We start from the raw sequence: 20323 nt of genomic DNA on the forward strand, positions 1-20323 counted from the left end.
ACGACGAAAGGCCGCCTTTCAGGGGCGGCCTTTTGGTTTGCAGGGGGCGCACCATTGATTTGCCAAACGGCTACGGTATCAGTGAGCAAAAAGGAGCCAACATGCCGTTCCCTAAACCGGATACCCTCCACCCCGTCACTTTTCCCGATGGCACGGTCCATAAAGGCAATGTGTTTCTCAAGGTCGCGATCAAGCATCCAAATTGGGAAGTGGGTGACTACACCTATGCCAATGACTTCAATCCGCCTGAAAACCCCGATGAGTGGGCTGGGCGCTTGGCCCCCTATCTTTTCCCAATGGCAAAGGATCGTGTGATCGTCGGTAAGTTTGGCCAGATCGCAGACGGGGTCAGGTTCATCACGGATGGGGCTAATCATGCCCGCGAGGGTTTCTCGACCTTTCCTTTTGCGATCCATGACCCTGAAAGGTTTTTGGGGTATCCAGCAACGCTGCGTGCGGGACGCGACATTGTCGTCGGTCACGATGTCTGGATTGGGGCCGGTGCGCGCATCATGGCAGGTGCTCAGATTGGCAATGGGGTGATTATCGGCGCGGGGTCTGTCGTAACGGGGTATGTCCCGGACTATGCCATTGTCGCGGGCAACCGTGCTGAAATTCAACGTATGCGCTTTGCCCCCGACGTTATCGCGAAGCTGAATGACATTGCGTGGTGGGACTGGGATATCGTGCGTATTTTGGCTAATGAAACCGCGATTGTCGGTCGGGATATTGATGCTTTGCTGGCGGCGGCGACCTAGGGTCCTTCTGGCAATCCCAACGCCGCATCTGCCTTGCTTGTGGTTTCATGCATCCAGCGTTTCAAATCCGCGCGCAGTGCTTCCAGTTGCGCCGGGTCCATCTTGCGCGGGATGTCATCTGGATACCGCCGAAAGACATATGCCCCTTTGCCAAAAGCCCTTGGCACCAGCATCTGATCCCAAGATTGTAACCGGCGTGATTTTGTCGTCGAAAATGCATAACAAAACACTGGCAGCCCTGTCGTGCGCGCCCAATCAAGCGGTGCATCTTTGAGTTGCAGCGCTGGCCCCAGCGGTCCGTCGCCCGTCATGCCAATGCTAACGCCTTCCTTGACCCGCTTGAGGATGGTCCGCGATGCCGCGCGGTTCGCGGTCTTGCGTGACATCTGGATAGGTTGCAGGCCCGCGCGCCTTTGCAACGCGCCGGACACCCGGCCAATGGGCGATTTGTCATAGAGGCTCGATAGCGGACCATCGCTGACCGGCCAATGCAAAGCACCCATGACGGACCGACTATGCCACATGACCAATAGCACCGGGCCCTTGGCGAGGGCGGCTTGCAGATCTTCCAGCCCTTCGACCTGCCAATCTGTCGTTCGGTTGCAAAATGCCAGATAGCGCCCGGCCAATCCTGCCAACACAGTCGCAAGGAACTCTGATTTCTCGATCTGTTTGCGCAGTGACATGAAGGGCAGGGGCCTTTGGTTTTGAATGACATTCCTGTTGTCGCATGTCTGCATCTGAACACAAGTGTCGTGCGACTTTGGTTGTTGCTACTCTGGCCGGTGGCAAACAGCTTCGATGTTGTTGCCGTCGGGGTCCAAGACAAACGCCCCATAGTAGTGTTCATGATAGTGCGGGCGCAGGCCGGGTTTGCCGTTGTCAGTGCCGCCAGCGTCGATGGCTGCCGCATAGAATGCATCAACATGGTTCCGGCTGCCGGCCTTGAATGCGAAATGGACGGGTGGTTTCTGCGGCCCGCTTTCGTCGATCCAAAAGCAGGGGGTGTCGATGCCAAAGCCACCAACCTTCACGCCGCCGGTATGTTCTGGCGGCACAAGATGCAGAAAGGATGCGCCAAGCGGTGCGAGGGCTTTCTCATAGAACGCTTTGGCCCGTTCAAAGTCGGAAACACTCAATCCGGAATGATCGATCATGGTTTGTCCTGCCGTAAATTTGGACGATGACAAAAAGCGTAGGGTCTGGACGTAGGACAGTCAAATTGCGGATAACCGACCTTCCCTCTTGATCCTGCTTTGGTTTCGGACTAACCCGAGACCCGGTCGTAGGGGTATAGCTCAGTTGGTAGAGCGGCGGTCTCCAAAACCGTAGGTCCCGGGTTCAAGTCCTGGTGCCCCTGCCAGACCAGATCGTAGGCATGAATGGCCAGAGGATCGAACCAATCTCATGACAACTGATCCTTTGACCGTCACATTCCATGTGGGTGCGCATAAGACTGCGACATCGCATTTGCAGCGCTCGTTGAAGCGGGCGAGTGAAGCCCTCGCGGGGCAGGGCGTTCAATACTACGGCCCTGACTATTTCCGTTTGCCGGGGCGGACAATTCAGGCGCTGTTTGGATTTCGCCCCGGTTTGGTTGATGGTGGTGCCAAGCGGCCTGCCGCGGAACAGCTTGCGCTGATGCGCAAGACCGCCAATCGGTTGGTGCTGAGCGAAGAAAACTTTATCGGCCCGTTGAACCAGCCACACGGGCGTGGGACAAAACGGCGCTACAAGTCTGCGGGCAACCGGCTGGCGGCGCTTTCGGACGCCATTGGTCAGCGCGTCGATGTGTTTGTTGCGGTGCGCCGTCCGACGGCTTTCATCAATTCGGCCTATTGTCAGATGCTTCTAGGTGGGCGCGCCCAGCCCGTAGAAGTCTTTCAAAGACGCAACCCGTTAAGCAGCGTGAACTGGGTTGATGTGATCACACGCTTGCGCACCAGTTCGGGCGTCGGGATGCTGACCGTTTGGCAGTACGAACATTACGCCGATCTGTTCCCTGACATCGTCAGCGGCTTGGTTGGCAGCGATGCTGCGCCTCTGGTCGTTCCGCGTCCGCGCCATATCAACCGCGGCCTTTCGACAGCTGCGGTCAACGACGTTCTGTCGCAAGCCAAAGATGGTGCTTGTGAAAAGATTGCCTCTGCGGCGCGGCAGGCGATGCCGGTCGAAGACGGATATGTGCCTTTCGACGGGTTTGCCCCCGAAGAACACGCCATCGGGGATGCGGCTTATGCAACGCAACTCAAGGCGATTGCTCAAATGGACGGTGTGACGGTGCTGCGTCCCAATGCGCTGTGACGTCGTGTTGATGTAGCAATGGGTCTTGCGGGCTTGAATTTGTCTGGCAGAGGCCGTAAGTCGACCTTGTTTCGACAAAGGACGCTGCACCATGGCCATCGCCAACCCCATCAAGTTCTTCCAAGAAGTCCGCGCAGAGATTTCAAAGGTCGTCTGGCCCACCCGCCGAGAGGTGATCATGACCACGATCATGGTGTTTATCATGGCCGCTTTGACTGCGATCTTCTTCTTTTTGGTCGACCTTTTGATCCGCACAGGGTTGAACGGTGTGCTCAGCTACTTTGGCAGCTAATGCGCCAGATTTGCCGCCTGCCTCTTGAAAACCTCAGGGCACGGCGGTAATAGCCAATAACTTCCGAAAATGGCGTGCAGCGAATCGAGCGGCACGCCGCTTTTATTTTCGGGACTGGCGGTTTCGGCCTTCGGTCTTAAATGAAATTCGGCCCACTGGGCCATATGACGACAAGGTGCTCTGACAGATGGCCAAACGTTGGTATTCGGTAAGTGTCCTCTCAAACTTTGAGAAGAAGATTGCAGAGGCGATCCGTCAAAAGGCGGAAGAGCAGGGTCTGGACGATCAAATCGACGAAGTGCTGGTGCCGACCGAGGAAGTCATCGAAATCCGCCGCAACAAGAAAGTGACCGCCGAGCGGCGCTTTATGCCCGGTTACGTTCTGGTCCACATGGATATGTCGGACGAGGGGTATCACCTGATCAACTCCATCAACCGCGTCACAGGGTTCTTGGGCCCTCAAGGTCGCCCAATGCCAATGCGTGACGCCGAAGTGCAGGCCATCCTTGGTCGTGTTCAAGAAGGTGAAGATGCGCCACGCACGCTTATCCACTTTGAGATCGGCGAGAAGGTTAAGGTCAACGACGGTCCGTTTGAGGACTTTGACGGTCTGGTCGAAGAAGTCGACGATGAGAACCAGCGCTTGAAGGTGACAGTGTCTATCTTTGGCAGGGCCACACCGGTAGAGCTGGAATTCACGCAAGTGTCTAAGCAGGGCTAAGTCGACCGGCCGCATTTGGCGGTTGGTGCGATACGACGGAAGTTTGGATTTTGTTCAACCACAACAATATCGAAACGCTTCGTATCTTCGCCACGCTTTTGCTGGTGAGCTACCATGCAATCGGGTATTCGCCACTGACAGGTCTTCAAGTGGATGGAGCCCATCCACTCAGATTGTTTGCTGACTTTTTTGTTGATGTCCGTATGCCCGTGTTCGCCTTTATCTCGGGTTGGGTGTTTGCCTATCGTCCTGTCTCGGCCGACCAGATCAAGACGTTCTATTCGGGAAAAATACGCCGACTGATTGTTCCAGGTCTGATTGCGGCAAGCCTAATGTTGGTCATGACCCGGTTTGTATCAACGCAAGCCTTTGATGGTGATGTCGACCTCTTCAGTACGCTTACGCTATCGTCGTTTCATTTTTGGTTTCTGCAGGTCATTTTCATTCTTCTGGTCTGTATGGGTACGATCGAGGCTGTCATCGGCCGCGTGCTTGGGCCGGTTGCGTTACTGGTGCTGATCGCGGTCATCCTGCTGGCGCCGTCTGTTTCCAATCCATATTTTGAATTGCTTCAAATGCAGTATCTGGCACCATTTTTCCTGTTCGGCATCTTTTGCCACCGCAACATAGCAATGCTTGCGCGCCAATATGGGGTCGTCATCAGCGTTGCCGCGGTATGTTGTATCATCGGCCTGGGCTTGAATGTTCAGGAGTATCTTGCAAGCGGACAGTTCTCGCTTGAGCGGCGAGACCTTCAAAGCGCGCTTGCGTCATTTGGGCTAATCGTGCTGTTGCTGGGCTTTCTGCCGACGGTACCCGCTTTCGCGGCCTTTGGAAGCTTCAGCTTCACAATTTATCTGTATCACGTGTTCGGAACGTCAGGTGGCCGTCGCATCGGCAACCTGCTCGGTATCGAAGACACATCTGCCCTTTTTGTATTATCGCTTTGCTTTGGGGTTCTTGTGCCACTTGTCATGCACTTTGTGTTGATCAGATTTCCGCGACTGAAACTGATGTTTTTGGGGCAAAAGATGACCCCGCAGTCACAGAAGCAGACTTGAAAAAACATCACAAAGGTCTTGCTTTACTGACGTTGCGGTTGTAGGCGCGGGCGTGCTGTAAATACAGCATCCATGTGGGAGGCGAGGCGCACGCGTGCGCCAGACCGGACCACACAACGAAAAGCCCCGCGGTCGCGACCAAGGGGCGTTGCAAAAGGAATAGGCTTATGGCCAAGAAAATTATGGGTACGCTCAAGCTGCAGGTTCCTGCAGGCGCTGCTAACCCTTCCCCACCTGTCGGTCCTGCGCTGGGTCAGCGCGGCATCAACATCATGGAATTCTGCAAAGCGTTCAACGCCAAGACAGAAGACATGGAAAAGAACGCCCCATGCCCAACCGTGATTACCTACTATCAGGACAAGTCGTTCTCGATGGAAATCAAGACGCCACCTGCGTCTTACTACATCAAGAAGGCCGCCAAGCTGAAGTCCGGCAGCCAGACACCTGGCAAGTCTGTTGCCGGTTCGATCACGGGCAAGCAGGTCCGTGAAATTGCAGAAGCCAAAATGAAAGACCTCAATGCGACGTCTATCGAAGGCGCAATGCTGATCATCGCGGGTTCTGCTCGCTCTATGGGCATCGAGGTGAAGTAATGGCAAAGTTCGGTAAGCGTACAACTGCGGCCCGCGCCGCATTCGAAGGCAAGAACAACGTCACTGTTGGTGAAGCCGCATCTTTGGTCAAAGACAACGCCAAGGCGAAGTTCGATGAATCCATCGAAATCGCGATGACGTTGGGTGTTGACCCACGTCACGCCGACCAAATGGTCCGTGGCACGGTTTCCTTGCCCCACGGCACAGGTAAAACAGTCCGCGTTGCTGTGTTCGCCCGTGGTGAAAAGGCAGAAGAAGCCAAAGCAGCCGGTGCAGACATCGTTGGTGCAGAAGACCTGATGGAAACTGTTCAGGGCGGCACGATCGACTTTGATCGTTGCATTGCGACACCTGACATGATGGCCGTTGTTGGCCGTCTGGGTAAGGTTCTTGGCCCGCGCAACCTGATGCCAAACCCACGTGTTGGTACCGTGACGATGGACGTCAAAGAAGCGGTGGAAGCAGCCAAGGGCGGTCAGGTACAGTTCAAGGCGGAAAAAGCTGGTGTGGTTCACGCCGGTATCGGCAAAGCCTCTTTCTCTGCCAAGCAGATTGAAGAGAACATGCTGGCATTCGTCGACGCGGTTGGCAAAGCCAAGCCAGCTGGCGCCAAAGGTACCTATATGAAAAAGATCGCCGTCAGCTCCACAATGGGCCCGGGCGTGTCGATTGACGTGTCTTCGGCAACTGGCAACGAATAAAGCGCCAAGCGCTTTGCTATGCAGTTTTCGGCAGGTCCCTCACGGGGCCTGCCGTTTCATTTTGATCTGCTGCTTGCGTTTGCTGAAGGTATTTCAGAAAATCTTCCTCGGATAGCGGACGCGAATAGGCGTAGCCCTGGAATAGTTCACAGCCCAGCCTGCGAATGACGGAAATGTCGGCGTGTGTTTCAACCCCTTCCGCCAAAACCTCGATCCCGAGTGCGCGGGTCATGTCCAGAATTGCTGACACAACCTTACGTTTGATTGGGTCGTTGATGGCGGCTTGAATGAGGTGGCGATCAATCTTGAGCCGATCTGGCCGCACCTTGAGCAGACCTGTGATGGACGCCCGCCCGCTTCCGAAGTCATCGGTTTCGATTTGAACGCCGAGGTTGCGTAGGTTTGTCAGCGTGTCGTCAACTGCCGATTCTTGCTGCAGTTCGTCAAAGCTAATGGTTTCCAGAAGTTCGATTGCCAGTTTGCATTCTCGGTTTGTCCAGAATGCATTGATGTCATCAAGCAGTTTTGGGTCGATCAGACGCCCAACGCTCAGGTTCACCGAAATTGATGGAAGAAGGCCTTGTGCGGCGACCTTATCAGAAAACTGTAGTGCTTGTCGCATCATGCTACGGTCAATGGCTGCCACAAGCCCCAACTCAGCCGCGACATCAAGAAAGACGCCCGGCGGCAATAGCCCGTGTTCGGGATGCTGCCAACGGGCCAAGGCCTCGGCCCCGATCACGGCGCCTGTTTCGGCGTGAATCTGTGGTTGATAGAAAGGAACGATTTCTCCGTTCTCAATCGCGTTGGGAATTTCGCTGGCGAGTTTGCGTCGCGACGCGATTTCAGACAGCATGACCGAAGTCAGTTCGCGCACACAGCGGCGACCGCCGCGCTTTGCCTCGTAAAGTGCGATATCGGCGTTCGCAACCAGCTGCTGCGGTGTCATACCGCCGCCAGTGCCATAAGCGATACCCACACTTGCACCGATCGTGACCTCTTGTCGTTCGGCAACGATTGGCTGGTCCATGGCTTCAATCACGTCGTCGGCAATCCAGCGTGCGGTGTCACGGTCTGCGTTGTCGGCCAGTACAATGACAAATTCATCGCCGCCCACGCGGTACACAGGACCGGTGCCACTGGCCCGCTGCCGCATCCGTTCGGCGGCAGCCATCAAAACGCAATCTCCGGCAGGATGGCCCAGCGTATCGTTCACCCATTTGAACCGATCCAGATCGACGTGAATAAGAATGACATCGTTGCCTGTTACGCCCAGCACCTCGTTCAGATCCCGCTCGAATGCGCGCCGATTGAGAAGCCCGGTCAGGCTGTCCTCATTCGCGCTGCGTTCAAGGGCGCGCCGCATATCGTTGAGTTCACTATTGCGTTCAGCGAGGGCTGCGTTGGTCTCAAGCAGTCGCTGCATCGACTCTTTCTCTTGTGTGATGTTGTGCCCGGTGCCCCGATAACCGACGAAGCGGCCAGTGTCGTCAAACAACGGTTGCCCGGCAATACGGACCCAAAGTTCGCTGCCATCGTTGGGCCGGGTGATCGGATATTCAAAATTTCGGAACGGGCGGTGTGCATCCAGATCAGCCAAATGCGCCCGCCATAGCGGATCGTTGGCCTTGCCTTGGCCGACGGCGTCGCGCCGTGTACCCATCAGTTGTGCAGGGTCCATTTTTGTGACGTCCATCAAGACACTGGAAAAATACGTGAACCGGTGTTCCGCATCGGTTTCCCAAAACCAATCAGAAGCGATCCCTGCAAAATCTTCAAGATTGCGGAACTTATTGTGAGACTGCGATGTCATGGACGCAGGCTATGCCAAAAGCATTGAACAACAGGTTAGCGCCAGACCGTTCTTTTCGAGCGGGACCAAATCATGGGACTTGGCATTTGGGTCAAGGAAGACTAATTGACTGCAAGGGCCCTGGCGATTGATCTCGTGGGGGCTCTTATTCGTCCGAGACGGTGGGTTGGCCTCATGCCAGTAATTCCTGCCTGAGACGGGATAGACCAGATACCCCAGGGGCTCTCCTCTGTTTTCTCTGGCTCACCCCCGTAAACACACGGACTGTAGACTGTTGAGCGGCATCAGCCGTTTGACAAAAGTAGAGCCGGTGCCGGGCCTGATCCGGTACCACAATTGGAGTAAAACTGTGGATAGAGCACAAAAAGAACAGCTGGTCGAAGACCTCGGCCAGATCTTTGAAAGCTCTGGCGTTGTAGTGGTTGCCCACTACGAAGGCATGACAGTTGCTGAAATGCAGGATCTGCGCGCGCACATGCGTGAAGCGGGCGGTGCTGTACGCGTAACCAAGAACAAGCTCGCCAAAATCGCCCTCGAGGGCAAGCCATGCGCAAGCATTGCCGAATATCTCGAAGGCATGACTGTACTCGCTTACTCTGAAGACCCTGTCGCTGCGGCGAAGGTTGTCGACAAGTACGCCAAAGAGAATGACAAACTGGTCATCCTCGGCGGTGCTATGGGCGAGACAGCACTGGACGTCGCTGGTGTGAAAGCGGTTGCCGGTATGCCATCACGCGAGGAGCTTATTGCTTCTATCGTGGGCTGCATCGGTGCACCTGCAAGCAACATCGCCGGGGCCATTGGCGCGCCTGCTTCGAACATCGCAAGCGTTCTCTCAACCATCGAAGAGAAAGCTGCATAAAGCATCTGAATTGACTTGGGGGTGTCATCCCCACGTTGGAACACACATAACTGAAACGGAAAGCATAAAATGGCTGATCTGAAAAAACTTGCTGAAGAGATCGTTGGTCTGACCCTTCTCGAAGCACAAGAACTGAAAACCATCCTCAAGGACGAGTATGGCATTGAACCTGCTGCTGGCGGCGCAGTCATGATGGCTGGCCCTGCTGACGGTGGTGGCGAAGCTGCTGCTGAGAAGACAGAATTCGACGTCGTTCTCAAGAATGCTGGCGCATCCAAAATCAACGTCATCAAAGAAGTCCGCGGCATCACAGGTCTTGGCCTGAAAGAAGCCAAAGACCTCGTCGAAGCTGGTGGCAAGATCAAAGAAGGCGCTGCAAAAGCAGAAGCTGAAGAGATCAAAGCCAAGCTGGAAGCAGCTGGCGCAGAGGTCGAACTGGCCTAAGCCAGATCGGTTTGATCAAAAAGAGCCGGGTCGCGTCAGTGGCCCGGTTTTTTTGTGTCTGATGGGTGGGGGACGCAACGGTCGGTGGGGGTGTCAGGTGCGTTTTGAGACAAACCTGCGTGACAGACCTTAACGCCTAAGTTTCGCGGCGTTTTGTGGCGTACACATGGCGTATGTATTGCGTACATAAGCTGTACATACAGATGTACGCGATTGGGTAGTTTAACGGTGCGTGCGGGGGAGAGGGGTTAAAGAAGTGTTGAGGTGGATGTTACAGCGTTGTGCTCGCCGGGCCAATCTTCGGTCTTATCCCAAACCTACTGGTAATGCGTTCGCAGTACATTTTACAACTATAACCTAAAGTTGAGCGCAACAACTGCTAATTTTTTAGATCTCTGGCACGCCGCTTCAATCGCCGTCTTCGCGCCTTTTCACCGGCCCGTTTGGTGTACTCATTATCTCTTTTGCACTCGGACTGATGGTATTCATTGCCCATTGACCATCTGATTTCGCGGTCGCCATGCTCCAGCTTAACGCCTCGGTATTCCGGCCCGTACTCGGCTGCCCATTCGGCTTTGAATTTTTGCATGGTCTTCCACTCATGTTCCTCCAAATTCTTGTCCTCATAACCAGCTTGCCATGGTTTGCGACCGTATGCGTCCCATCCATCGCTTCCTCCGCCATCAAAGCCTACGAGAGTTGTGCCGCCTCCATGGATGTGCCGGGGGTCTGGCATGAGCAAATAGCCATCTCCCAGCTTGCGCCAATGCGTCGAGCGAAGCCGATCTTCCGGGAAGAGCCATTCCTTGTTTGGCGCGGCGATGTATCTGAAGGCGCTTTTCTTGGTGATGTAGTTTATCTCTACGACTTCTTCTTCCGACAGGTATCTGTGGTGCTGAATGCTCATCACATTGAATACCGCGGCTGGCCGAAAGAATTTTGGATTTGGTCTCAGTTTTAGTGGGTCTTGAAAGGGATCGCGCACCCACGCTAGGTTTGTCAAAACAAGTAGTTTGTCCGGTGAAAGTGGGAAATAGGTGTGTGTGGCTGCCATCCGAATATCTGGATCATTGAAACCTTGACACCATTTTGATCCTGGGAAGCACTCGCGGTTGTAGGCAACCACTGGATGATCTGAGATGATAAACTTGGTTGGAGATTTACTTGCGTCAGCGATTTGCCAAATCGCTTCGCCCCAGATGTTACAGAAAATGTTCTGAATGCGCTGCATTTGATCAAGCGTTTGGTTCTTGTTGGTTCCACCGAAAACGTATCGCAGCCACCCAAGCCCCTTAGGTGTACGCAACTTTTGCACGCTCATATACGGAAGCAGCGTGTTAAAGGCATCGCTAGACCGTGAATTGAACTCAAAGCTTGCGAAATGTTCGACTGCTGAAGGTGCCGCATTGTCAAAGTACCCGAAAAAGAACCTTTCTATGTCCCGGTTTTCGATACTGCCCCACTTCGTGGTATACAGATCATCTTGGGCAAAGCATTTGGCGGGCCCCCAGTGCAGTTGGTCGCGCCGGGTGTATGTGTAACCATTTACGGACCTCTTCTCAGGTCGGAGGTCTAAATACCATTGCTTGTGCTGGTCCTTCGGCAGAAAGCGCTTCTGGTACCATTCAGGTACGTAGTGGTTATGCTTGTAGTCTTGTGACATGGGATGCTCTTATGCGCCTATATGCAGTATCAATCCAACATCAAAAGTTCTTAATAGGTTCCCCATCCTGCAAACCGCAGCACTGCCTGCGCCACTGGCCTCGACGGTTGCGCAGCTCCATGAGATAGTCTCATACAATCACACCCCTAAAAACCCATTGATTTTCCTTAAAACCCTTGAACTTTACCCGAATCTCTCTTACTTGGTCGGTTCTGGTCGGCGCAGCATTCGGAAATAGCAAAACTTACTCATTTGAAACTTATCTTTCAAAGCGCCTGTTTTCGCGCGTTTTGACAGGTAAGTTGGTCGTTTCGGGAGAGGTGTTTGGGATACACCTCAGGTATTGAAACGATCCTCACCGTAAATCGGACGCGTTTTGGTATCCCAGCCAAAGCGCGTTTACGACATTATGGAGACCCGGCTCACATGGCTTCAACCTTCCTTGGTCAGAAACGTCTACGCAAGTACTATGGTAAAATCCGTGAAGTACTTGAAATGCCGAACCTTATTGAGGTTCAGAAATCCTCTTATGATTTGTTCCTGCGCTCTGGCGACAGTGATACACCGCTTGACGGTGAAGGCATCAAAGGTGTCTTCCAGTCGGTGTTCCCGATCAAGGATTTCAACGAAACCGCCGTGCTTGAGTTCGTCAAGTACGAGTTGGAAAAGCCAAAGTACGATGTTGAGGAATGTCAGCAGCGTGACATGACCTACAGCGCGCCGCTGAAGGTGACCCTTCGTCTGATCGTGTTTGAAGTTGACGAAGACACAGGTGCCAAGTCCGTCAAGGACATCAAAGAACAAGACGTGTTCATGGGCGATATGCCTTTGATGACGCCGAACGGCACCTTTGTCGTCAACGGCACTGAGCGCGTGATCGTATCCCAGATGCACCGCTCCCCAGGCGTGTTCTTTGATCACGATAAGGGCAAAACCCATTCTTCCGGTAAACTGCTGTTTGCCTGCCGCATTATCCCATACCGCGGCAGCTGGCTGGACTTTGAATTTGACGCCAAGGACCTCGTGTTCTGCCGGATCGACCGTCGTCGTAAACTGCCTGTGACCACCCTGCTTTATGCGCTGGGTCTTGATCAGGAAGGCATCATGAATGCCTACTACAACACGGTTGACTACAAGTTGGACAAGAAGGGCAAGGCTTGGACCACCAAGTTCTTCCCAGAGCGCGTGCGTGGTACACGTCCGACCCATGATCTGGTTGATGCCAAGACCGGTGAAGTCATCGCCAAAGCGGGTGAGAAGGTTACACCACGTTCCGTCAAGAAGTTGATCGACGCGGGCGAAGTGACAGAGTTGTCTGTCCCTTACGAGAACATTCTGGGCAAGTTTGTGTCCGAGGACATCATCAACGAAGAAACCGGCGCGATCTATGTCGAAGCTGGTGATGAGCTGACGCTTGAGATGGACAAAGATGGCGAAGTCATCGGTGGTACACTCAAGGATCTGGTTGATGCGGGCATCAAGACAATCCCCGTGCTGGATATCGATAACGTCACAGTGGGCGCTTACATGCGCAACACAATGGCGTCGGACAAGAACATGAACCGCGAAACGGCCCTCATGGATATCTACCGCGTCATGCGTCCGGGCGAGCCACCGACCGTTGATTCAGCGTCGGCCCTGTTCGATACGCTATTCTTTGATAGCGAGCGTTATGACCTGTCCGCCGTTGGTCGCGTGAAAATGAACATGCGTCTTGATCTGGATGCCGAAGACACAATGCGTACCCTGCGCAAGGAAGACATCGTCGCCTGTATCAAGGCGCTGGTCGAACTGCGTGATGGCAAGGGCGATGTTGATGACATCGACCACCTTGGTAACCGTCGTGTCCGTTCTGTCGGTGAACTGATGGAAAACCAGTATCGCGTTGGTCTGTTGCGTATGGAGCGCGCGATCAAAGAGCGTATGTCATCGGTTGAGATCGACACTGTGATGCCGCAGGACCTGATCAACGCCAAGCCTGCTGCCGCAGCCGTGCGTGAATTCTTTGGTTCGTCCCAGCTGTCACAGTTCATGGACCAAACCAACCCGCTGTCCGAAGTGACGCACAAGCGCCGCTTGTCCGCACTTGGGCCCGGCGGTCTGACACGTGAGCGTGCAGGCTTTGAGGTGCGCGACGTGCACCCAACCCACTACGGTCGTATGTGCCCGATTGAGACACCGGAAGGGCCAAACATTGGCCTGATCAACTCACTGGCCACGTTCGCCCGCGTGAACAAATACGGCTTCATCGAAACACCATACCGCAAGGTCACAGACGGCAAGGTCACTGATGAAGTGTCCTACATGTCCGCGACCGAAGAAATGCGTCACACAGTGGCGCAGGCCAACGCCAATATGGGCGAAGACGGCACGTTCAATAACGAGTTGGTCTCAACCCGTAAGAACGGTGACTACACGCTGTCCCCACGTGAAAACGTGGATCTGATCGACGTGTCGCCAAAGCAACTGGTGTCTGTTGCGGCGTCCTTGATCCCGTTCCTTGAAAACGACGATGCGAACCGGGCCTTGATGGGTTCGAACATGCAGCGTCAGGCGGTTCCACTGCTTCAGGCCGAGGCCCCATTGGTGGGGACCGGTATCGAGGAAGTTGTGGCGCGCGACTCAGGTGCGGCCATCATGGCGAAACGTGCCGGGATCATTGACCAGGTCGATGCCCAGCGTATCGTGATCCGTGCAACCGAAGATCTGGAGCTGGGCGACGCGGGCGTCGACATTTACCGCATGCGCAAGTTCCAGCGTTCGAACCAGAACACCTGCATCAACCAGCGTCCGCTGGTGAAGGTGGGTGACAAGGTGCAAAAGGGCCAGGTTGTGGCTGATGGCCCATCCACCGACATCGGTGAATTGGCTCTTGGTAAAAACGTGGTCGTCGCGTTCATGCCGTGGAATGGCTATAACTACGAAGATTCCATCCTGATCTCTGAGCGTATTGTGCGCGACGACGTCTTCACCTCGATCCACATCGAGGAATTTGAAGTCGCTGCCCGTGACACCAAGCTTGGGCCAGAGGAAATCACACGCGATATTCCAAACGTCGGCGAGGAAGCCCTGCGCAACCTCGACGAAGCGGGTATCGTCTATATCGGTGCCGAAGTGGGCCCCGCAGATATCCTTGTCGGTAAGATCACACCGAAGGGCGAGAGCCCGATGACGCCGGAAGAAAAGCTCTTGCGCGCCATCTTTGGTGAAAAAGCATCCGATGTGCGTGACACATCCTTGCGTCTGCCACCTGGTGACTTTGGTACGGTCGTAGAGGTCCGCGTCTTTAACCGCCACGGCGTGGAAAAAGATGAACGTGCCTTGCAGATCGAGCGTGAAGAGGTTGAACGCCTTGCCCGTGACCGCGACGATGAGTTGGTCATTCTTGACCGTAACATCTATGCGCGTCTTTGGGACATCATCAGCGGCAAAAAGGCAGCCAAGGGGCCGAAGGGCTTTAAGTCCGGTTCTATCGTCTCAGAGGAAAGCGTTTCCGAACTGACACGCGGCCAGTGGTGGCAGTTGGCAATGGCTGACGAAGATGATGCCAAGATCGTCGAAGCACTCAACGAACAGTACGAAATCCAGAAGCGTGCCATGGATGCCCGTTTCGAGGACAAAGTCGAGAAAGTGCGTCGCGGCGATGATCTGCCCCCGGGTGTGATGAAGATGGTCAAAGTCTTCGTGGCTGTGAAGCGCAAGCTGCAGCCCGGCGATAAAATGGCCGGCCGTCACGGCAACAAAGGTGTTATTTCCAAGGTTGTTCCCATGGAAGACATGCCGTTCCTTGCAGACGGTACACCGGTTGACTTCTGTCTGAACCCGCTGGGCGTGCCATCGCGTATGAACGTCGGTCAGATTCTGGAAACTCACATGGGCTGGGCTGCACGTGGCCTTGGCATTCAGATTGACGACGCGCTGGGTGAATACCGCCGCTCGGGTGATCTGACACCTGTGCGTGACGCGATGAAGATCGTCTATGGCGACAACGTCTATGACGAAGGCATCGCTGGCATGGACGAGGACGAGCTGGTTGAAGCAGCGGGCAACGTTGTGAACGGTGTACCAATTGCGACACCTGTTTTTGACGGCGCGAAAGAGGCTGACGTGAACGACGCGCTGGTGCGTGCCGGGTTCGACACCTCTGGTCAGTCGGTTCTGTTTGACGGTCGTACTGGTGAGCAGTTTAGTCGCAAGGTCACAGTAGGCGTGAAATACCTGCTGAAATTGCACCACCTTGTCGACGACAAAATTCACGCACGCTCCACCGGGCCTTACAGCCTTGTCACGCAGCAACCACTTGGCGGTAAAGCCCAGTTCGGTGGTCAGCGTTTCGGGGAAATGGAAGTCTGGGCATTGGAAGCATATGGCGCGGCTTACACCTTGCAGGAAATGCTGACTGTGAAGTCGGATGACGTGGCAGGGCGGACGAAAGTCTATGAAAGCATCGTCAAAGGCGAGGACAACTTCGAGGCCGGCGTGCCAGAGTCGTTCAACGTGCTTGTGAAAGAAGTCCGGGGCCTCGGCCTCAACATGGAACTCCTGGATGCGGAGGATGAAGAGTGATGTCATTCGTTTACCCCCCGAAATCTCTGACGGCGTTCTCCAAGTTGGTTCTAAAGAACTTTCTGCCAGCGATTTTGATTGGCGATCTGTAGACTTGGCTGATCCGTACGCTGTTAACGAAGAGAACATCCGAACTACCTCGATTGGCAAAGCTAAAGTAAATGACCGAACCGTCAGAGTGATTTTGGGTTTCGATCAAAACGAGAATGTGCCTTTGTTTTCTGTCACTTATTATGGTGATGGTATGAACCACTTAGGCTTTTGCTCATTTAATTTTGCGGAGGTTCAAAAATGAACCAGGAACTGACAAACAACCCGTTTAACCCGCTCACACCGGCGAAAACGTTTGACGAAATCAAGGTCTCCTTGGCCTCACCAGAGCGGATTCTGTCGTGGTCCTTTGGTGAGATCAAGAAGCCGGAGACCATCAACTACCGGACGTTCAAGCCAGAGCGTGACGGCCTGTTCTGCGCACGTATCTTTGGCCCGATCAAAGACTATGAATGCCTGTGCGGTAAATATAAGCGCATGAAGTATCGCGGCGTTGTCTGCGAGAAATGCGGTGTAGAAGTTACGCTGCAAAAAGTGCGTCGTGAGCGTATGGGCCACATTGAACTGGCCGCCCCCGTTGCGCACATCTGGTTCCTCAAGTCGCTGCCATCCCGCATCGGCCTGATGCTGGACATGACGCTGCGTGATCTGGAGCGCATCCTGTATTTTGAAAACTACGTGGTGATCGAGCCCGGCCTGACGGATCTGACCTACGGCCAGTTGATGACCGAGGAAGAGTTCAACGACGCGCAAGACCTTTACGGCATGGATGCATTCCAAGCCAATATCGGTGCTGAAGCGATCCGCGAAATGCTGTCCCAGATCGACCTTGAGTCCGAGGCAGAGCAGTTGCGCGCTGACCTCAAAGAGGCCACAGGCGAGTTGAAGCCTAAGAAGATCATCAAGCGTTTGAAGATCGTCGAAAGCTTCCTTGAAAGTGGCAACCGCCCCGAGTGGATGGTTCTGACTGTGATCCCTGTGATCCCACCAGAACTGCGCCCACTGGTTCCATTGGACGGCGGCCGTTTCGCGACGTCTGACCTGAACGATCTGTATCGTCGTGTGATCAACCGCAACAACCGTCTCAAGCGTCTGATCGAACTGCGCGCACCTGACATTATCGTCCGCAACGAAAAGCGGATGTTGCAGGAATCTGTCGATGCACTGTTCGACAACGGCCGTCGTGGCCGCGTAATCACCGGCGCCAACAAGCGTCCGTTGAAATCGCTGTCTGACATGTTGAAGGGCAAGCAGGGTCGCTTCCGTCAGAACCTTTTGGGTAAGCGCGTCGACTTTTCCGGTCGTTCGGTCATTGTGACCGGTCCAGAGTTGAAGCTGCACCAATGTGGTTTGCCGAAAAAGATGGCGCTCGAACTCTTCAAGCCGTTCATCTATTCGCGTCTTGAAGCCAAAGGTCTGTCTTCCACCGTGAAGCAAGCCAAGAAACTGGTCGAAAAAGAGCGTCCAGAGGTTTGGGATATCTTGGATGAGGTGATCCGCGAACACCCTGTCATGCTGAACCGTGCGCCAACACTGCACCGTTTGGGTATTCAGGCGTTCGAACCTGTCTTGATTGAAGGTAAAGCGATCCAGTTGCACCCGCTTGTCTGTTCTGCGTTCAACGCCGACTTTGACGGTGACCAGATGGCGGTTCACGTCCCTCTGAGCCTTGAGGCACAGTTGGAAGCCCGCGTTCTGATGATGTCCACGAACAACGTCTTGTCGCCCTCCAACGGTGCGCCAATCATCGTGCCATCGCAGGATATGATCTTGGGTCTCTACTACACCACCATCATGCGTGATGGCATGAAGGGTGAGGGCATGAACTTCAGCGATATTGAAGAAGTTGAACATGCGCTGACCGCTGGTGAGGTGCACCTGCACGCCAAGATCAATGCGCGCATGACGCAGATCGACGATGAAGGTAACGAAGTGCAGATGCGCTTTGAAACAACGCCGGGCCGTTTGCGCCTTGGTGCGTTGCTGCCGTTGAACGCCAAAGCGCCATTTGCCTTGGTCAACCGTTTGCTGCGCAAGAAAGAAGTGCAGCAGGTTATCGACACTGTTTACCGCTACTGCGGTCAGAAAGAGTCTGTCATCTTCTGTGACCAGATCATGACCATGGGCTTCCGCGAAGCGTTCAAGGCGGGCATTTCGTTCGGTAAGGACGATATGGTTGTGCCCGATACCAAATGGGACCTCGTGAACGAGACGCGCGAGCAGGTGAAAGACTTTGAACAGCAGTACATGGACGGCCTGATCACTCAGGGCGAAAAGTACAACAAAGTTGTCGATGCCTGGTCAAAGTCGAACGACAAAGTCACCGATGCGATGATGGCCACGATTGGTACAACGCCAACGATGGAAGACGGCTCTCAGGGTGAACCGAACTCGGTTTACATGATGGCCCACTCCGGTGCGCGTGGCTCGGTCACACAGATGAAACAGCTGGGCGGGATGCGCGGCCTGATGGCCAAGCCGAACGGCGAAATCATCGAAACGCCGATCATCTCGAACTTTAAGGAAGGTCTGACCGTTCTTGAATACTTCAACTCCACCCACGGCGCCCGGAAGGGTCTGTCGGATACGGCGTTGAAGACGGCGAACTCTGGTTACCTGACACGTCGTCTGGTGGACGTCGCCCAAGACTGCATCGTCCGAGAGGTCGATTGCGGAACAGAGCGCGCGATCACGGCTGAGGCTGCGGTCAACGACGGTGAGGTTGTGGCTTCACTGGCCGAGCGTGTGCTGGGCCGTGTCTCTGCTGATGATGTCATCAAGCCGGGCACGGATGAGGTGATTGTCGAGGCAGGTGAGCTGATCGACGAACGCAAAGCCGACATGATCGACGTGGCAGGCATCGGCAAGATGCGCATCCGCTCACCGCTGACATGTGAAAGCGAAGATGGTGTCTGTGCGATGTGCTACGGTCGTGATTTGGCCCGCGGTACCCGCGTGAACATTGGTGAGGCTGTTGGCATCATTGCCGCGCAGTCCATCGGCGAACCGGGCACACAGCTGACCATGCGGACATTCCACATTGGTGGTGTTGCCCAAGGTGGCCAGCAATCGTTCCAAGAGGCATCACAGCCCGGCAAGGTGCGTTTCGACAACGAAAACCTGCTGGAAAATGCCGCTGGCGAAATGGTTGTCATGGGTCGCAACATGACCCTGTCGATCATGGATGCAGATGAGAACGAGCTTGCCAGCCATAAGGTTGGTTACGGTTCAAAGGTCTTTGTCAAAGACGGGCAGGACATCCTGCGCGGTGACAAAATGTTCGAATGGGATCCATATACCCTGCCGATCATCGCCGAACAGTCCGGTACAGCCAAATACGTCGATCTGGTCAACGGGATCGCAGTCCGTGAAGACACAGATGATGCAACGGGTATGACCCAGCGCATCGTGTCTGACTGGCGTGCGGCACCCAAAGGCAATGAGCTTGCACCAAAGATCATCGTGCTGGGCAAGGATGGCGAAGCTGCGGTCAAGGAAGATGGCAATCCTGTTGCCTATCCGATGTCCGTGGATGCGGTTCTGTCCGTTGAAGACGGCGAAGAGATCAAAGCCGGTGACGTTGTCGCGCGTATCCCACGTGAGGGTGCCAAGACAAAAGACATTACCGGTGGTCTGCCACGAGTGGCCGAACTCTTTGAGGCGCGTCGTCCGAAAGATCACGCAATCATCGCTGAAATTGATGGCTACGTGCGCTTTGGCAAGGACTATAAGAACAAGCGTCGCATCGCGATTGAATCCTCTGATGATGCAGAGGTGAAGGTCGAATACATGGTGCCCAAGGGTAAGCACATTCCGGTTGCGGAAGGTGATTTTGTCCAGCAGGGCGACTATATCATGGATGGTAACCCAGCCCCGCACGATATTCTTGCGGTTATGGGGGTCGAGGCGCTTGCGGACTATATGATCGACGAAGTGCAGGACGTTTATCGCCTGCAGGGTGTGAAGATCAACGACAAGCACATCGAAGTCATCGTGCGTCAGATGCTCCAGAAGTGGGAGATTCAGGACAGTGGTGACACCGTTCTGCTGAAAGGCGAGAACGTCGATAAGGCCGAGTTTGATGAAGCCAACGCCAAGGCACTTGCGCGCGGCGACCGCCCTGCGCAGGGTGAGCCGATCTTGTTGGGTATCACCAAAGCGTCGTTGCAGACACGTTCGTTTATCTCGGCTGCATCGTTCCAAGAAACGACACGCGTTCTGACCGAAGCGTCCGTGCAAGGTAAGCGTGACAAGCTGATCGGTCTGAAAGAGAACGTCATCGTGGGCCGTCTAATCCCCGCCGGGACAGGTGGTGCGACACAGCAGGTGCGCCGCGTGGCCCAAGATCGCGACAACGTCGTGATCGAAGCGCGCCGTGAAGAGGCTGAGGAAGCTGCACGTTTGGCCGCGCCGATGGAGATGGCAGATGCGACGGCTGACGATCAGGTCTTTAGCGATGTGGTTGAAACGCCAGAAAGTGAATAACGCTTAAGC

At 54.6% G+C, this 20323-nt stretch carries 16 protein-coding genes and 1 tRNA gene; 13 read left to right on the forward strand and 4 right to left on the reverse strand.

Annotated features, from left to right (window positions below):
* Positions 1-101 precede the first annotated feature (101 nt).
* Positions 102-758 (forward strand): CatB-related O-acetyltransferase, encoded by a 657-nt coding sequence (locus ACZ1G5_RS10915; RefSeq protein ID WP_472732862.1) that lies wholly within the window; start codon positions 102-104, stop codon positions 756-758.
* Here the strand turns inward: ACZ1G5_RS10915 and ACZ1G5_RS10920 are convergent.
* Complete coding sequence (locus tag ACZ1G5_RS10920) at positions 755-1444, reverse strand: lysophospholipid acyltransferase family protein (RefSeq protein ID WP_472732863.1); 690 nt, start codon at positions 1442-1444, stop codon at positions 755-757. The two genes, ACZ1G5_RS10915 and ACZ1G5_RS10920, sit on opposite strands and share 4 nt — an antisense overlap.
* A gap of 87 nt (positions 1445-1531) precedes the next feature.
* Positions 1532-1915, reverse strand: coding sequence for a VOC family protein (locus tag ACZ1G5_RS10925; RefSeq protein WP_472732864.1), 384 nt, complete (start codon positions 1913-1915; stop codon positions 1532-1534).
* Between the two features lie 130 nt (positions 1916-2045).
* Between ACZ1G5_RS10925 and ACZ1G5_RS10930 the strand changes: the two genes are divergently transcribed.
* The 7 genes from ACZ1G5_RS10930 (at position 2046) to rplA (ending at position 6430) form a co-directional block, all read left to right on the forward strand.
* Positions 2046-2121, forward strand: a tRNA-Trp gene (locus ACZ1G5_RS10930).
* Between the two features lie 44 nt (positions 2122-2165).
* Entirely contained in the window at positions 2166-3062 is an 897-nt protein-coding gene (locus ACZ1G5_RS10935; protein WP_472732865.1) for a hypothetical protein, read from the forward strand.
* 91 nt (positions 3063-3153) lie between these two features.
* A complete protein-coding gene (secE, locus tag ACZ1G5_RS10940; RefSeq protein WP_472732866.1) occupies positions 3154-3354 on the forward strand; it encodes a preprotein translocase subunit SecE in 201 nt (66 codons plus the stop codon).
* 187 nt (positions 3355-3541) lie between these two features.
* Positions 3542-4075: a transcription termination/antitermination protein NusG gene (gene nusG / locus ACZ1G5_RS10945; RefSeq protein ID WP_472732867.1), complete on the forward strand. Its 534-nt coding sequence runs from the start codon at positions 3542-3544 to the stop codon at positions 4073-4075.
* Positions 4076-4125: 50 nt separating this feature from the next.
* Positions 4126-5136, forward strand: a complete 1011-nt coding sequence (locus tag ACZ1G5_RS10950) for an acyltransferase family protein (RefSeq protein WP_472732868.1) — start codon at positions 4126-4128, stop codon at positions 5134-5136.
* 167 nt (positions 5137-5303) lie between these two features.
* Positions 5304-5729, forward strand: coding sequence for a 50S ribosomal protein L11 (gene rplK, locus ACZ1G5_RS10955; protein ID WP_472732869.1), 426 nt, complete (start codon positions 5304-5306; stop codon positions 5727-5729).
* A complete protein-coding gene (gene rplA / locus ACZ1G5_RS10960; protein WP_472732870.1) occupies positions 5729-6430 on the forward strand; it encodes a 50S ribosomal protein L1 in 702 nt (233 codons plus the stop codon). The genes rplK and rplA overlap by 1 nt, the downstream gene beginning before the upstream one ends.
* A gap of 16 nt (positions 6431-6446) precedes the next feature.
* Here the strand turns inward: rplA and ACZ1G5_RS10965 are convergent, their stop codons facing one another.
* A complete protein-coding gene (locus ACZ1G5_RS10965; RefSeq protein WP_472732871.1) occupies positions 6447-8243 on the reverse strand; it encodes a putative bifunctional diguanylate cyclase/phosphodiesterase in 1797 nt (598 codons plus the stop codon).
* Positions 8244-8592: 349 nt separating this feature from the next.
* Here ACZ1G5_RS10965 and rplJ point away from each other — a divergent pair, with 349 nt between their 5' ends.
* Together rplJ and rplL are read left to right on the forward strand one after the other, a co-directional pair.
* Positions 8593-9105, forward strand: a complete 513-nt coding sequence (gene rplJ, locus ACZ1G5_RS10970; RefSeq protein WP_472732872.1) for a 50S ribosomal protein L10 — start codon at positions 8593-8595, stop codon at positions 9103-9105.
* A 69-nt stretch (positions 9106-9174) separates the two neighbouring features.
* On the forward strand, positions 9175-9549 hold the full coding sequence (gene rplL, locus ACZ1G5_RS10975) for a 50S ribosomal protein L7/L12 (RefSeq protein WP_472732873.1): 375 nt from the start codon (positions 9175-9177) through the stop codon (positions 9547-9549).
* 379 nt (positions 9550-9928) lie between these two features.
* On the opposite strand, the gene ACZ1G5_RS10980 is transcribed toward rplL, so the two are convergent.
* Positions 9929-11212: a DUF4238 domain-containing protein gene (locus tag ACZ1G5_RS10980; RefSeq protein WP_472732874.1), complete on the reverse strand. Its 1284-nt coding sequence runs from the start codon at positions 11210-11212 to the stop codon at positions 9929-9931.
* A gap of 426 nt (positions 11213-11638) precedes the next feature.
* On the opposite strand from ACZ1G5_RS10980, the gene rpoB reads away from it, so the two are divergent.
* The 3 genes from rpoB to rpoC are packed head-to-tail and all read left to right on the forward strand — an operon-like array spanning position 11639 to position 20314.
* Positions 11639-15778, forward strand: coding sequence for a DNA-directed RNA polymerase subunit beta (gene rpoB, locus ACZ1G5_RS10985; RefSeq protein ID WP_472732875.1), 4140 nt, complete (start codon positions 11639-11641; stop codon positions 15776-15778).
* Positions 15768-16073: a hypothetical protein gene (locus ACZ1G5_RS10990; protein ID WP_472732876.1), complete on the forward strand. Its 306-nt coding sequence runs from the start codon at positions 15768-15770 to the stop codon at positions 16071-16073. The genes rpoB and ACZ1G5_RS10990 overlap by 11 nt, the downstream gene beginning before the upstream one ends.
* Positions 16070-20314, forward strand: coding sequence for a DNA-directed RNA polymerase subunit beta' (rpoC, locus tag ACZ1G5_RS10995; protein ID WP_472732877.1), 4245 nt, complete (start codon positions 16070-16072; stop codon positions 20312-20314). The genes ACZ1G5_RS10990 and rpoC overlap by 4 nt, the downstream gene beginning before the upstream one ends.
* Positions 20315-20323: the final 9 nt, after the last annotated feature.

The sequence above is a fragment of the Yoonia sp. JB2-21 genome (genome assembly GCF_055693545.1).